The organism is Cedecea sp. P7760 (genome assembly GCF_013386425.1).
Lineage (GTDB): Bacteria > Pseudomonadota > Gammaproteobacteria > Enterobacterales > Enterobacteriaceae > Cedecea > Cedecea selenatireducens.
The window spans coordinates 38,135-53,107 of sequence record NZ_JACARU010000006.1; the positions used below are offsets into that span (position 1 = coordinate 38,135).

The following is a 14,973-nucleotide window of genomic DNA, read 5'->3' on the forward strand; positions in this document are numbered from 1 at the left end:
ATGTTGCGTGTTTACCATTCCAACCGCCTTGATGTGCTGGAAGCTATCATGGAGTTCATTGTAGAGCGCCAGCCGCTGCCGGATCCTTTTGAGCCGGAGGTCGTGCTGGTTCAAAGCACCGGGATGGCGCAGTGGCTGCAAATGACTCTGGCGCAAAAGTTTGGCATCGCGGCAAACATTGAATTCCCGCTGCCGGCCAGCTTTATCTGGGACATGTTCGTGCGGGTGTTGCCGGATATCCCTAAAGAAAGTGCTTTCAACAAGCAGAGTATGAGCTGGAAGCTGATGACGCTTATCCCGAACATGCTCGACAAACCGGAATTTACCCTGCTCAGCCACTATCTGCGGGAGGATGACAGCAGCCGCAAGCTGTTCCAACTGTCTTCCCGCATTGCCGACCTCTATGACCAGTACCTCGTCTATCGTCCCGGCTGGCTGAGCCTCTGGGAAAAGGGAGAGCTTGTCGATGGTGCGGGAGAGTCTCAGCTCTGGCAGGCTCCGCTGTGGGCAGAGCTTGTACGCTACACGGCCGAGCTGGGTCAGCCCGAATGGCACCGTGCCAACCTCTACCAGCGTTTCATTAGTGCTCTTGGAAACAGCGATGTTTGCCCTTCGGGACTTCCGCCTCGCGTCTTTATTTGTGGTATTTCCGCTCTGCCGCCGGTTTACCTTCAGGCCCTGCAGGCGCTGGGTAAGCATATTGACGTCCACGTGCTGTTTACCAACCCCTGCCGTTACTACTGGGGGGACATCAAAGATCCCGCGTTCCTTGCCCGCCTGGTTAGCCGTCGTCGTCGCCTGCATCAGGCCGATCGGAAACAGACGCTGTTTAAAGATAACGACAAAGCCTCTTCGCTGTTTAATGAACTTGGCGAGCAGGATGTGGGCAATTCCCTGCTGGCTTCCTGGGGGAAATTGGGGCGCGACTACTCCTTCCTGCTTTCCGAGCTGGAACGCTTTGAAGAGGTCGATGTTTTTGTCGATTTAGAGCCAGATAATCTCCTGCACGGGCTGCAGCACGATCTGCTGGAGCTGAAAGATTCGCAGGTCCTGGGGCTGACGGTTGATGAGTACGAGCGCAGCGACGGCAAACGGCTGCTGGACCTTAAAGATCGTTCCCTGACGTTTCATGAATGTCACAGCCCGCAGCGCGAAGTTGAAGTTTTGCATGACCAACTGCTGGCGATGCTGGAAGCTGACCCTGAGCTAACGCCGCGCGATATCATCGTGATGGTGGCAGATATTGATAGCTACAGCCCGTTTATTCAGGCCGTGTTTGGCAGCGCACGTGATGAGCGCTGGCTGCCGTTTGCTATTTCTGACCGACGGGCACGTCAGGCGCACCCGGCGCTTCAGGCGTTTATTTTACTGCTCGGACTACCGGAAAGCCGCTTTGCGGCAGAGGATGTGCTGGCGCTGCTGGAAGTGCCAGCGCTGGCGGCGCGCTTCTCTATTGATGAAGAAGGGCTGCGCTACCTGCGTAAATGGGTGAATGAGTCCGGTATTCGCTGGGGCATTGACGACGACAACGTGCGTGAGTTAGAGCTGCCGGCTACCGGGCAGCATACCTGGCGTTTTGGTCTGACCCGTATGCTGCTCGGCTATGCCATGGAAAGCCAGGCCGGGGTTTGGGATTCGGTCCTGCCCTACGATGAGTCCAGCGGCCTGATTGCCGAGCTGGTAGGGCAGCTTGCGGAACTGCTGATGCAGCTTAACCGTTGGCGTCTGCTGCTGACTCAGGAACGCCCTCTGGATGAATGGCTCCCGCTGTGCCGGGAAATGCTGAGCAGCTTCTTCCTGCCTGACGGTGAAACTGAAGCGGCGCTGGCGCTGATTGAGCAGCAGTGGCAGGAGATGATTGAGAAAGGAACCGAGGCCGCCTACCAGCAGCCTGTGCCTTTAACCTTGCTGCGCGATGAACTGGCTCAGCGTCTCGATCAGGAACGTATCAGCCAGCGATTCCTCGCCGGGCCGGTAAACTTCTGTACTCTGATGCCGATGCGTGCCATTCCGTTTAAGGTCGTTTGCCTGCTTGGCATGAATGACGGCGTCTACCCGCGAACGCTTGCGCCACTGGGCTTTGACCTGATGAGCCAGCATCCGCAGCGCGGCGATCGCAGCCGCCGGGACGACGATCGCTACCTGTTCCTGGAAGCGTTAATTTCCGCGCAGCAGCGGCTGTACATTAGCTATATCGGCCGTTCGATTCAGGATAACAGCCGGCGCTACCCGTCAGTGCTGGTGGAGGAGTTGCTGGACTATGTAGCCCGCAGCCATTACCTCCCCGGTGATGCCGAATGCAACGCCGATGACAGCAGCGAGCATGTTAGAAAGCACCTGGTCACGCTTCATGCCCGCACGCCTTTCGACAGCAGTAACTACTTTGCCGAAGGCGAGCAGCAGAGCTTTGCTCAGGAGTGGCTGCCAGCGGCCAGCGGCAACGGGCAGGCACATGCTCACTTTATTCAACCTCTGGCTGCTGAGCCCTGCGACGAAATATCCCTTGAGCAGCTACAGCGCTTTTGGCGGCACCCGGTGCGGGCATTTTTCCAAATGCGCCTGGGGATTAATTTCCGTCTGGAAGATACGGAATTACCGGATGAAGAGCCCTTTACCCTCGACGTGCTCGATCGTTTTCAGCTAAACCAGCACCTGCTTAATACCCTTGTCCAGCAAGAAGATCCGCACCAGCTGTTTGTGCGTTATAGGGCCGCAGGTGTTCTGCCGTACGGTGCTTTTGGTGAAATCCTTTGGGAAAATCAGCGCAATGAAATGAACACGCTGGCTGAGAAAGTGCTGGCAGAGCGACAAAAAGGGGAGAGTCGTGAAGTTGATCTTCATATCGACGGAACCAGAGTGACGGGCTGGCTGTCGGACGTACAGGCAGATGGGCTATTACGCTGGCGCCCTTCGGTGCTGAACGTAGCCCACGGTATGCAGCTGTGGATTGAGCACCTGGTCCACTGTGCCAGCGGCTATGCTGGCGAAAGCCGGCTGTACGGCCGCAAAGATTCGCAGTGGCGCTTCCCTGCGATGGAAAGTGGTGAGGCAAAGGCCTGGCTGTCGCAACTGATTGCGGGCTATAAAGAAGGGCTTCGTCAGCCATTGCTGCTGCTGCATAACAGCGGTGGGGCGTGGATAAAAGCCTGTTATGACCCGCTAAATAATGCCATTTTATGGGATGAGGAGACGCAGCAGAAGGCGCGCACTAAGCTGCTGGCTGCGTGGGAAGGAAACCATATGGTTGAAGGGGAAGGCGCTGATATTTGGCTGCAACGTTTGTACCGTACCCTTGATGCCCAGTACTACGAAGCGATACTTACAGAGGCCGAGCGCTACCTGCTTCCTCTGTTCCGTTTCAACCAACCCTGAACAAGGGTTGTATAAAAATTGCACAGCCCGGTGAGTTCAATTATGATGCGATTTCTTGCTCAGGGCTGGCGAAGTATAACAACGGCGTTCGACGGATAGCTTCGAAAAGTTGTTAATGATGAGTAAGTTAGTGAAGACGAGGTTTGTGAATGCCTAAATGCAGCACCTGGTTTACCGCGCTTTTCTTGTTCGTTGCTCTTTGGGCACCTTTCAGTCAGGCAGATAACGGATGGCAACCGATTCAGGACACCATCCGTAAAAGTGAAAAAGATCCTCGTCAGTATCAGGCTATTCGTTTAGATAACGGTATGACCGTGCTGTTGGTTTCCGATCCGCAGGCGGTGAAATCGCTCTCTGCGCTGGTGGTGCCCGTCGGCTCGCTGGAAGATCCTGATACCCATCTCGGGCTTGCTCACTTCCTCGAACACATGACGCTAATGGGCTCCAAAAAATACCCGGACCCGGATAGCCTGTCTGAGTACCTCAAAAAACACGGCGGCAGCCACAACGCCAGCACCGCGACCTACCGCACCGCGTTTTATCTGGAAGTGGAAAACGATGCGCTCGACGGGGCCGTGGACCGCCTGGCTGACGCGATTGCGGAGCCTAACCTTGCGGCACAGTATGCCGAACGTGAGCGTAATGCGGTCAATGCCGAGCTGACGATGGCCCGCGCGCGCGACGGGATGCGTATGGCGCAGGTCAGCGCCGAAACGATCAACCCCGCTCACCCTGGTTCGCGTTTCTCCGGCGGTAATCTTGAAACCCTGCGTGATAAACCCGGCAGTAAGTTGCTTGATGCGCTGGTGACGTTCAGGAATAAATACTATTCCGCAAACCTGATGAAGGCCGTTATCTACAGCAACAAGCCCTTGCCTGAGCTGGCGAAGATTGCCGCTGAAACCTATGGTCGCGTACCCAATAAAAACATCGAAAAACCGGTTATCGACGTGCCGGTGGTGACCGACGCGCAAAAAGGGATTTTTATCCACTATGTGCCGGTGATGCCGCGTAAGGTGGTTCGGGTTGAATTTCGCATTGATAACGATAGCGATAAATTCCGCAGTAAAACCGATGAACTTATCGGCTACCTGATTGGCAACCGCAGCCACGATACGCTGTCAGACTGGCTGCAAAAGCAGGGGCTTGCCGAGAGCGTGCGGGCTGATTCTGACCCGATGGTTACCGGCAATAGCGGCGTCTTTGCTATTTCCGTGTCGCTGACGGACAAAGGTCTGGCCAACCGTGATCAGGTGGTTGCGGCGGTATTCAGCTATCTCAATCAGCTGCGTGCTAAGGGGATCGACAAGCGTTATTTTGATGAGCTGGCCCACGTGCTGGATCTCGATTTCCGCTACCCGTCCATCACCCGTGATATGGACTATATCGAATGGCTGGCGGACACCATGCTGCGCGTCCCGGTTGCCCATACTCTTGATGCGGCTAACCTTGCCGACCAGTACGATCCTGATGCGATTAAAGCGCGTCTGGACATGATGACGCCGCAAAATGCCCGCGTGTGGTTTATCAGCCCGCAGGAGCCGCACAATAAAACGGCCTATTTCGTCGATGCGCCTTATGAAGTGGACAAAATTCCTGCGCAGACCTTTGCCGACTGGCAGCAGAAGGCAGATGCCATCAAGCTTGAGCTGCCTCAGCTGAACCCCTACATTCCCGACGACTTCACGCTTTATAAGCCGGAGAAGCAGTACGAGCATCCTGAGCTGCTGATACACGAGCCGGATCTGCGCGTGGTGTATATGCCCAGCCGCTATTTTGGCAACGAGCCAAAAGCGGACGTAACCCTTGTGCTGCGTAATCCGCAGGTGATGGACAGCGCGAAGAATCAGGTGCTGTTTGCCATCAACGATTATCTGGCGGGCATCGCGCTTGATGAGCTGAGCAATCAGGCATCGGTCGGTGGCATCAGTTTCTCTTCAAACGCCAATAGCGGATTGATGATCAACGCCAACGGCTATACCCAACGCTTGCCGCAGCTGTTTGAGGCGTTGCTGAAGGGCTACTTTAGCTATACGCCAACGCAGGAACAGCTGGATCAGGCGAAGTCCTGGTATGCGCAGATGATGGACTCGGCGGAAAAAGGCAAAGCTTTTGAGCAGGCTATTTCGCCGGTGCAGATGGTTTCGCAGGTGCCTTATTTTGAGCGTAGTACCCGCCGCGCACTGCTGCCTGAATTGACGCTGAAAGACGTGCTTGATTACCGTGCGCGGCTGAAAACCAACTCCCGGCCTGAATTTATGGTTATCGGCAACATGTCTCCAGAGCAGACCAAACGGCTGGCGGAAAACGTCAAAGCGCAGCTGGCACCGAAGGGCGGCGAATGGTGCCGCAATGATGATGTGCTGATCGATAAGCAGCATCTGGCGATGTTTGAAAAGGCCGGAAGCAGCACGGACTCAGCGCTGGCGGCGGTTTATGTACCAAAAGGCTATAACGAAGCGACCAGCACGGCCTATGGCTCAATGCTGGGGCAAATTATTCAGCCATGGTTCTATAATCAGCTGAGAACGCAGGAACAGCTAGGCTACGCGGTATTTGCTTTCCCGATGTCCATTGGCCGCCAGTGGGGGGTGGGTTTCCTGCTGCAAAGCAGCGACAAGCAGCCAGCCTATCTGTATCAGCGATTTAAGGCGTTTTATCCGGTTATCGAGAAAAAGCTGCGCGGCATGAGCGACGCCGAGTTTGCCCAAATCCAGCAGGGGATGATTGCCCAGATGCAGCAGGCACCGCAAACCCTCGCGGAAGAGGCATCGCAGCTGAGCAAAGATTTCGATCGCCGAAACATGGCGTTTGATTCCCGTGATAAAGTGATCGCCGAAATTAAGAAATTAACGCCGCAGAAGCTGGCTGATTTCTTCCACCAGGCGGTGATAGCTCCCCAGGGGATGGCGGTGCTGTCACAAATTTCCGGCAGCCATAACGGCAAAGCAGACTATGCGGCACCAAAAGGGTGGAAAACCTGGGAGGGGGCACGCAGTCTGCAGCAGACGTTACCACTAGTAAGCGAGAAATAATGACCGATGTAACCGCGCAGCCCCTTGATCCTTTAAGTTTGCCGCTGTTTGGTGAACGGTTGATAGAAGCCTCCGCGGGTACCGGTAAAACCTTTACCATCGCCGCGCTTTACCTGCGGCTGCTGCTGGGGTTGGGGGAAGAAAATGCTTTCCCTCGCCCGCTCGGCGTAGAAGAACTGCTGGTGGTGACCTTTACCGAAGCGGCCACGGAAGAACTGCGTGGCCGTATTCGGGCCAATATCCACGAATTGCGTATCGCCTGCATACGTAATCGAAGCAAAAACCCACTAATTCAGAGCCTGCTTGCCCAGATTGCGGACAAGCAGCTTGCTGCCCGTACCCTGCTGTTAGCCGAGCAGCAAATGGATGAGGCCGCTATTTTCACCATCCACGGCTTTTGCCAGCGGATGCTCAGCCTGAATGCTTTTGAGTCCGGCATGCTGTTTGAACAGCAGCTTCTCGAAGATGAGTCCGTGCTGCGCCGCCACGCCTGCGCAGACTTCTGGCGCCGTCACTGCTATCCGCTGCCAAAACCGGTGGCTCAGGCAATGAGTGAAGCGTGGTCGGGGCCGGAAGCGCTCCTGCGGGACATCAACAGCTGGCTCCAGGGCGAGCAGCCGCAGCTCAAACAGCCGCCGGCCGATGACGAAACGCTGCTGGCCCGCCATGAAAAGATAATCGCCGCTATCGACGGGGTAAAAGCCCAGTGGCGAGCTGCCGCAGGTGAGCTGGCGAGCCTGATTGGCGATTCTGGCGTGGATAAGCGCAGCTACAGTAGCAAACATTTACCGAACTGGCTGGAGATTGTGGGCCAGTGGGCACAGCTGGAAACGACCAGCTATCAGCTCCCTGACGCGCTGGCTAAGTTTGCACAAAGCACGCTGGAAGAAAAAACCAGGAAAGGTGAAGTGCCCCGGCACAGCCTGTTCAATGCAATAGACGCCCTGCTGGCCGAGCCGCTGACCCTGCGCGACCTGGTGATAGCCAGGGCGATGGCCGAAATTCGCTACATCGTGCAGCAGGAAAAACGCCGCCGCGGTGAGCTGGGCTTTGACGATATGCTGAGCCGGCTCGATGAGTCTTTGCATCAGCCCGGTGGCGATGCTTTAGCTGCGGCTATCCGTGGGCGTTTTCCGGTGGCGATGATCGATGAATTCCAGGATACCGACCCGCAGCAGTACCGCATCTTCCGCCGGCTGTATATCAGGCAGCAGGACACCGCACTGTTGCTGATTGGCGACCCGAAGCAGGCGATTTATGCTTTCCGCGGCGCTGATATTTTTACCTACATGAAAGCACGCCATGAGGTGAGCGCCCACTACTCGTTGGACACCAACTGGCGCTCGGCTCCGGCGATGATCCACGGCGTGAACACGCTGTTCCAGCAGGTCGAGAATCCGTTCTTATTCCGTCAGATCCCGTTCCTGCCAGTCAAGTCAGCGCCGCGCAACGGCGGCCTGCGGTTTACCGTCCATGGTGAAAGCCAGGCTGCGGTAAAAATGTGGCTCCAGCCGGGCGAAGGTGTCGGTGTAAGTGATTACCAACAAGCGATGGCCACGCAGTGCGCCCGGCAAATTCGCGACTGGCTAACCGCCGGGCAGCGGGGCGACGCGCTGCTTTGGCGAGGGGATGACTCCCGCCCGCTCAGGGCATCGGATATGACGATTCTGGTGCGCAGCCGTGGCGAGGCGGCCATCGTGCGCGATGCTCTTGGCGCGCTCAATATTCCTTCGGTGTACCTCTCAAACCGTGATTCGGTGTTTGCAACCGTAGAGGCACGCGAGCTGCTGTGGCTGCTGCAGGCGGTATTAACGCCTGAAATTGAAACCGCCATGCGCAGCGCCATTGCGACGGGCATGTTGGGGCTGGATGCGCTGACTATTGAGGCGCTGAACAAAGACGAGCTAGCCTGGGACAACCTGGTTGAAGAGTTTTTCGGCTACCGCGAACAGTGGCTGAAGCGCGGCGTGATGCCGATGCTAAGAGCACTGATCGGCGCGAGAAATATTGCTGAAAACCTGCTGGCCACGCCGGGCGGAGAGCGCCGGCTGACGGATATCCTGCACATCAGCGAGCTTCTGCAGGAAGCCTCGGCAGAAATGGAAAGCGAGCACGCGCTGGTGCGCTGGCTGGCGCAACGTATTGCCGAGCCGGACAGCAATGCCTCCAGCCAGCAGCTGCGTCTGGAAAGCGATAAACATCTGGTGCAGGTGGTGACCATCCACAAATCCAAAGGGCTGGAGTACCCGCTGGTCTGGCTGCCGTTCGTGGCCAACTATCGCCCGCAGAGCAGCGGCCTGTATCACGATCGAACCACTTTTACCTCGCTGCTGGATTTAAGCAATGATGCGGAAAGCCTTGGGCTTGCCGAAGAAGAGCGCCTTGCCGAGGATCTCCGGTTGCTGTATGTGGCGCTGACCCGCTCCGTCTGGCACTGCAGCCTGGGCGTGGCGCCGCTGTTCCGTGGTTCCCGGGCAAAAAAAGGCAACAGCGACTTGCACCTCAGCGCGCTGGGCTATTTGCTGCAAAAAGGCGAAGCGCTTGATGCCGAAGGGCTGCGTCAGGCGCTGGACGTCCTCAAGAGCGAAGCCATTGACGTTGAAACGCTGCCTCCGGGTGAGGATTCTCCGTGGCAGCCGGTCTCCAGCGCGTTGCCTGAGCTTGCCGCTCGCCAGCTTAAACGGCGAATTGCCGATAACTGGCGCGTGACCAGCTACTCCGGGCTGCAGCAGCACGGCAGCAGCCGGGTGCTGGATTTGGTGCCACGTCTTGACGTGGATGCCGTGGGGGAAGCGCCGGAGCAAAGTGAGCCGTCACTTACGCCGCATACATTCCCGCGCGGGGCTTCACCAGGCACTTTCCTGCACAGCCTGTTTGAAGAGGTTGATTTTACCCAGCCGGTAGATAGCGAGAAAACGGCACAGCAGCTGCTTGCCAACGGATTTGGCAGCGAATGGTGCCCGGTGGTTAGCCGCTGGCTGGAAGAGGTGCTCGCCGCGCCGCTCAATGACACCGGGGTTGCGCTGAATCTGCTTCCGCCGAAGGAAAAACAGGTTGAGCTGGAGTTTTATTTACCGATCGACCATGAGCTGCAGGCTCCTGCGCTGGACGCGTTGATTCGCCGTTACGATTCGCTTTCCGCCGGTTGTCCGCCTTTGGACTTCCGCCAGGTGAAGGGGATGCTGAAGGGATTTATCGACCTGGTATTCCGCTGGGAAGGGCGTTATTACCTGCTGGACTACAAATCTAACTGGCTGGGCGAAGACAGCAGCGCCTACACCCGGCAAGCCATGGCTCAGGCGATGCAGTCCCACCGCTATGACCTGCAGTACCAGCTTTATACGCTGGCGCTGCACCGATACCTGCGCCATCGCATGGCAGGTTATGACTACCAGCAGCACTTCGGTGGGGTAATTTATCTGTTCCTGCGCGGCGTGGAGCAGGGCAAACCTGAACAGGGTATTTTTTCTACGCGCCCGGACATCAAGCTGATTGATGCGATGGACGCGCTCTTTGCCGGGACAGCAGAGGAGATGGGCCAGTGAGCATGTCACAGTTACTCAACCAGGCGGTGACGCTGAAAGCCCTCAGGCCGCTGGACTCGCAGTTTGCCATGATGGTGGCTAACGATGCGCAGCCCGCCGTGATGCTGGCCGCCGCGCTGCTTAGCCACGAGTCAGGGGAAGGGCACGTGTGCCTGCCGCTTGAGCGGATAACGCCTGCCTTTGTCTTCGCCGGCAAACATCCTGAGCTGGTGGCTCAACTCTTCGCTGAGGCAGAGCCGGCCATGGGCTGGGAAAGCGCATTACTGGCTTCTCATTCGGTGAGTTCGAACGATGAAGCCACGCCGTTAAAACTGATCGGCAATCGTCTGTACCTCAACCGCATGTGGAGTAACGAGCAGCGGGTAGCCGCCTTTTTTGGCGAGCATAATCAGCCGGTCGCGGTAGATGAAGCTCGACTTCGGGATAGCCTCGACGCGCTGTTTGGCAGCAGCCAGCAGACGGACTGGCAAAAGGTGGCCGCGGCGGTCGCGCTGACCCGGCGTATCTCGGTTATCTCCGGCGGGCCGGGCACCGGCAAAACCACGACGGTAGCAAAACTGCTGGCCGCTTTGGTGCAGCTTACCGATGGTCAGCCACTTCGCATTCAGCTTGCGGCCCCAACGGGCAAGGCTGCCGCACGCTTAACGGAGTCATTAGGCAGCGCGCTGCGCCAGCTGCCGCTGAGCGACGAGCAGAAAAAGCGCCTGCCGGATGAGGCCTCAACGTTGCATCGCCTGTTAGGGGCGCAGCCAAACAGCCAGCGTCTGCGGCACCACGCCGGTAACCCACTGCACCTTGATGTGCTGGTGGTGGATGAGGCGTCGATGGTGGACTTGCCGATGATGTCCAGGCTTATCGATGCTCTGCCTGAGCGAGCAAGGGTCATCTTCCTCGGAGACAGAGATCAGCTGGCGTCCGTGGAGGCGGGCGCGGTTCTGGGCGATATCTGCCATTACGTGAATGACGGTTATTCGGCGCAGCGTGCGGAGCAATTACAGCGGCTCACGGGCTGTGAGGTGCCCGTCGGCGATAGCGACCGGGCAAGCTCGCTGCGTGACGGGCTTTGCCTGCTGCGTAAAAGCTACCGATTCGACAGCCAGTCCGGCATCGGTCAGCTGGCATTTGCAGTCAATGCGAGCGACAGCAGGCAGGTTAAGGCCGCGTTTGGACAGGGATTCACCGACATTTCGCTGCAGCCGCTGCTTGAACCTGAAGATTACACGGCGATGATTGCCGACGTGGTGAGCGGCTACGGAGAGTATTTAAAGCAGGTGCGGCAGAAAGCCGAGCCAGCCGAAATTCTTAGCGCTTTCGGTCGTTATCAGCTGCTGTGTGCATTGCGTGAAGGTCCCTTTGGCGTTAGCGGCCTGAATGAGCGCATTGAACAGGCGTTTGTACAGGCGCGTCTGATTCAGCGGCCCTCTCAGGCGCTTTCGCGCTGGTACGACGGGCGTCCGGTGATGATTGCCCGTAATGACAGCTCGCTTGGGCTGTTTAACGGTGATATCGGGATTGCTTTGCTGCGTGAAGAGGGGCTTCGGGTCTGGTTCCCGATGCCCGACGGCAAGGTGAAGTCAGTTCAGCCAAGCCGCCTGCCAGCACACGACACGGCTTTCGCCATGACGGTGCATAAGTCTCAGGGCTCTGAGTTTGACCATGCCGCATTAGTGCTGCCAAACCAGTTTGTGCCGGTGGTGACGCGCGAGCTGGTTTACACGGCAATTACACGCGCCCGTAAGCAGCTATCGCTGTATGCCGACGAACGCGTTTTGAATAAAGCTATAGCCACGCGTACGGAGCGCCGCAGCGGGCTAATGGCGATTTTCTCCGGGGAATAAGAGTAAAGGGAAGGCACAATCAAGGCCTTCCCTTTTTTAAGTCAGGTCGGCCATCAGCACTTTAGATTTGCGCTGATAGTTGTACATCTCTTTTTTGCTCGCAGGCAGCAGCTCAACGTCCACCGGCAGGAAACCACGCTCCTGGAACCAGTGGATGCTGCGGGTGGTCAGCACGAACAGCTTGCTTAGCCCCATTTGCCGCGCCTGGTTAGCGACGCGGTTAAGTAACTCTTCACCTCGAGACGAACTACGATAGTCAGGATGAACGGCCACGCAGGCCATTTCACCGATGCTTTCTTCCGGGAACGGATAGAGCGCGGCACAGGCGATCGTCAGGTTATCGCGCTGAATAATGGTGAATTTGTCGATCTCCATTTCCAGCTGCTCGCGGGAGCGGCGAACCAAAATGCCTTGCTGCTCCAGCGGGCGAATCAGCTCAAGAATACCGCCGATGTCGTTGATGGTGGCGCGGCGGATTTGCTCGGCGCTTTCCATCACAATCTGCGTGCCGATCCCGTCGCGTGAGAACAACTCCTGTAGCAGCGCCCCGTCTTCCTGATAGCTGAGCAGGTGGCTGCGGCGTACGCCGCTGCGGCAGGCTTTCACCGCGCCACGCAGGAACCGCACGGTCCCTGAGTGGTAGTCGCCGGCGCTTTCCAGCGCTTCAATACGCTGCTGGGCCTCGTTCGGGAACAGCTCGGAAATCACGTTACCCAGATCGTCGGTCACGCCCTGAGCGGAGCAGAACCCTATCATCTTCTCTGCCTTCAACTTAACCGCAAGCTGGGTGGCCACTTCTTCAGAGGTGAGGTTAAAGCTTTCCCCCGTCACGGAAACCGCCACCGGCCCCATCAGCACGATAGCGCCGCTGTCTAACTGACGGTGGATGGCCTCTTCATCAATACGGCGTACGCGCCCGCTGTGGCAGTAGTCCACGCCATCATCCACGCCCAAAGGCTGCGCAATGATGAAGTTCCCGCTAACCACGTTGATGTGGGCACCTTGCAGCGGCGTATTACCGAGGCTCATAGAAAGCCGTGCGGTGATGTCGAGCTGCAGCAACCCGGCAGCCTGCTTAACCAGTTCGAGGGTTTTAGCGTCGGTGACGCGAGTGTGTTTATGGTAAACCGGTTCGTGATGGTGCTCAGCCAGGTTTTCATCAATCTGCGGGCGTGCTCCGTACACCACCACCAGGCGAATGCCCAGGCTGTGAAGCAGGCCGATGTCGTTGACGATGCTGGAAAAGTTTTCATGTTCAATGGCTTCGCCGCCGAGCATGATGACAAACGTTTTTCCCCGGTGGGCATTAATATAGGGAACAGAATGGCGAAATCCCTGGACCAGTTCGGTTCTACGTTCCTTTACCACGGCACACCCTCATTGCATTTTTATTCGTAATTTGTGTATTTTTATTCTTTTATGGCGCCAGGTGCAAGCGCCAATTTTCATCCAGGATAAAATTCCCTGCTCCCGGCTTTTTATGACCTTTTCCGAACGTTTACCCTTTTATAGATGACAGTAACCGCGTGTTTCGCTAAAGTTTTTGGCTCAAAAAAAATTTCATCATATTTAGTGACAACCTCTCAGGGGAGCCATGCCAGATTCCAGTTCGTTAATGAGTCGCCGCCGTTTACTTCAGGGTGCAGGAGCAATGTGGCTGTTGAGCGTCAGCAAGGTCGGTTTTGCTGCCTCAAGCCAGGTGATTGCCGTGCGCGTCTGGCCGGCCTCGTCTTATACCCGCGTGACGCTGGAGTCGAACCATCAGCTGAAATATCGCCAGTTCGCCCTCAGTAACCCGGAGCGGGTGGTGGTGGATATCGAAGGGGCGCATTTAAATTCAGTTTTAAAAGGTATCGGCAGCCAGGTTCGCGTCGACGATCCGTTTATTAAGTCCGCTCGCGTGGGCCAGTTCGATCCAAAGACCGTACGCATGGTTTTTGAATTGAAACAAAACGTAACGCCGCATTTGTTCGGGCTGGCACCGGTCGCCGAATTTAAAGAGCGCCTGGTGATGGATCTTTATCCCGCCAATATGAATAGCGAACAAGATCCGCTGTTGGCGTTACTGGAAGATTACAACAACGGCCAGCTGGATAAGAAAATGCCGGCGGAGAAAGGGCCGCAGCCGGGCAAGGCCGGTAGAGATCGCCCGATTGTCATCATGCTTGACCCCGGCCATGGCGGCGAGGATCCGGGAGCCATTGGCCCGAATAAGACCCGCGAAAAAGATATTGTGCTCAGCATTGCGCGCAGGCTGAAGGCGTTGCTCGATAAAGAGGGCAATATGAAGGCCTACATGACGCGTAACGAAGACGTGTTTATCCCGCTGAAAGTGCGCGTTGCCAAGGCGCAAAAGCAGCGTGCCGACCTGTTTGTTTCTATTCATGCGGATGCGTTCACCACCGCGGCAGCTCGCGGCTCGTCGGTCTTTGCGTTATCCACGAAAGGAGCCACGAGTACGGCGGCGAAATATCTGGCACAAACGCAGAACGCCGCGGACTTAATTGGCGGCGTGGGCAAGAGCGGGGATCGCTATCTGGACCACACGATGTTCGACATGGTGCAGTCGCTGACCATCAACGACAGCCTGAAGTTTGGCAAAGAGGTGCTTAACCGGCTGGGGCGGGTGAACAAACTGCATAAAAACAGCGTCGATCAGGCCGGGTTCGCGGTGCTTAAAGCGCCGGATATCCCGTCCATTCTGGTGGAAACCGCCTTCCTCAGTAACCCGGAGGAGGAGCGTAAGCTGCGCACGGCGAAGTTCCAGCAGGAGGTAGCGGAGTCGATCCTTGCGGGGATTAAGGCCTACTTCTCGGACAGCTCACGGCTGGCAAGACGAGGCTAAAATATCTGATAAGGGCGGGGAAAACCTGCCTTATTTTTTATCAACGGCAGAAACAAAAAAACACCCGTAAGGGTGTTCTCAATGTTGGTTGCGGGGGCCGGATTTGAACCGACGACCTTCGGGTTATGAGCCCGACGAGCTACCAGGCTGCTCCACCCCGCGTCCGTCATACTACTTTTTTAATGATTTTTCATCACTGCGCTGTTAAACCAGCGACTTTTAATTGGTTGCGGGGGCCGGATTTGAACCGACGACCTTCGGGTTATGAGCCCGACGAGCTACCAGGCTGCTCCACCCCGCGTCCGTCATACTTCTTAATGATTATTCATCATTGCGCC

General features: G+C 56.8%; 6 protein-coding genes and 2 tRNA genes. 5 read left to right on the forward strand and 3 right to left on the reverse strand.

Translation table 11 applies throughout. From position 1 onward, the window contains the following. The 4 genes from recC to recD all read left to right on the forward strand — a co-directional run bounded on the left by recC (window position 1) and on the right by recD (window position 11,790). Window positions 1-3,372: an exodeoxyribonuclease V subunit gamma gene (gene recC / locus HX778_RS01810; RefSeq protein ID WP_176981161.1), complete on the forward strand. Its 3,372-nt coding sequence runs from the start codon at window positions 1-3 to the stop codon at window positions 3,370-3,372. A 149-nt stretch (window positions 3,373-3,521) separates the two neighbouring features. Further along, window positions 3,522-6,407: a pitrilysin gene (ptrA, locus tag HX778_RS01815; RefSeq protein WP_176981162.1), complete on the forward strand. Its 2,886-nt coding sequence runs from the start codon at window positions 3,522-3,524 to the stop codon at window positions 6,405-6,407. Next, window positions 6,407-9,952: an exodeoxyribonuclease V subunit beta gene (recB, locus tag HX778_RS01820; protein WP_176981163.1), complete on the forward strand. Its 3,546-nt coding sequence runs from the start codon at window positions 6,407-6,409 to the stop codon at window positions 9,950-9,952. The genes ptrA and recB overlap by 1 nt, the downstream gene beginning before the upstream one ends. After that, window positions 9,949-11,790 carry an exodeoxyribonuclease V subunit alpha gene (gene recD, locus HX778_RS01825; RefSeq protein ID WP_176981164.1) on the forward strand — a complete coding sequence of 614 codons (1,842 nt, stop codon included), beginning with the start codon at window positions 9,949-9,951 and terminating at the stop codon, window positions 11,788-11,790. Before recB ends, recD begins: the two co-directional genes overlap by 4 nt. Window positions 11,791-11,826: 36 nt before the next feature. Here recD and argA read toward each other — a convergent pair whose 3' ends face one another. Then, window positions 11,827-13,158, reverse strand: a complete 1,332-nt coding sequence (gene argA / locus HX778_RS01830) for an amino-acid N-acetyltransferase (protein WP_061274842.1) — start codon at window positions 13,156-13,158, stop codon at window positions 11,827-11,829. A gap of 226 nt (window positions 13,159-13,384) precedes the next feature. Between argA and amiC the strand changes: the two genes are divergently transcribed. Continuing rightward, the gene (gene amiC / locus HX778_RS01835) at window positions 13,385-14,635 is read left to right on the forward strand and encodes an N-acetylmuramoyl-L-alanine amidase AmiC (RefSeq protein ID WP_038479312.1); all 1,251 of its coding nucleotides are present in this window, start codon (window positions 13,385-13,387) and stop codon (window positions 14,633-14,635) included. An 85-nt stretch (window positions 14,636-14,720) separates the two neighbouring features. On the opposite strand, the gene HX778_RS01840 is transcribed toward amiC, so the two are convergent. Both HX778_RS01840 and HX778_RS01845 read right to left on the reverse strand, forming a co-directional pair. Next, window positions 14,721-14,797, reverse strand: a tRNA-Met gene (locus tag HX778_RS01840). 62 nt (window positions 14,798-14,859) lie between these two features. Continuing rightward, window positions 14,860-14,936, reverse strand: a tRNA-Met gene (locus HX778_RS01845). Between the last annotated feature and the right edge of the window lie 37 nt (window positions 14,937-14,973).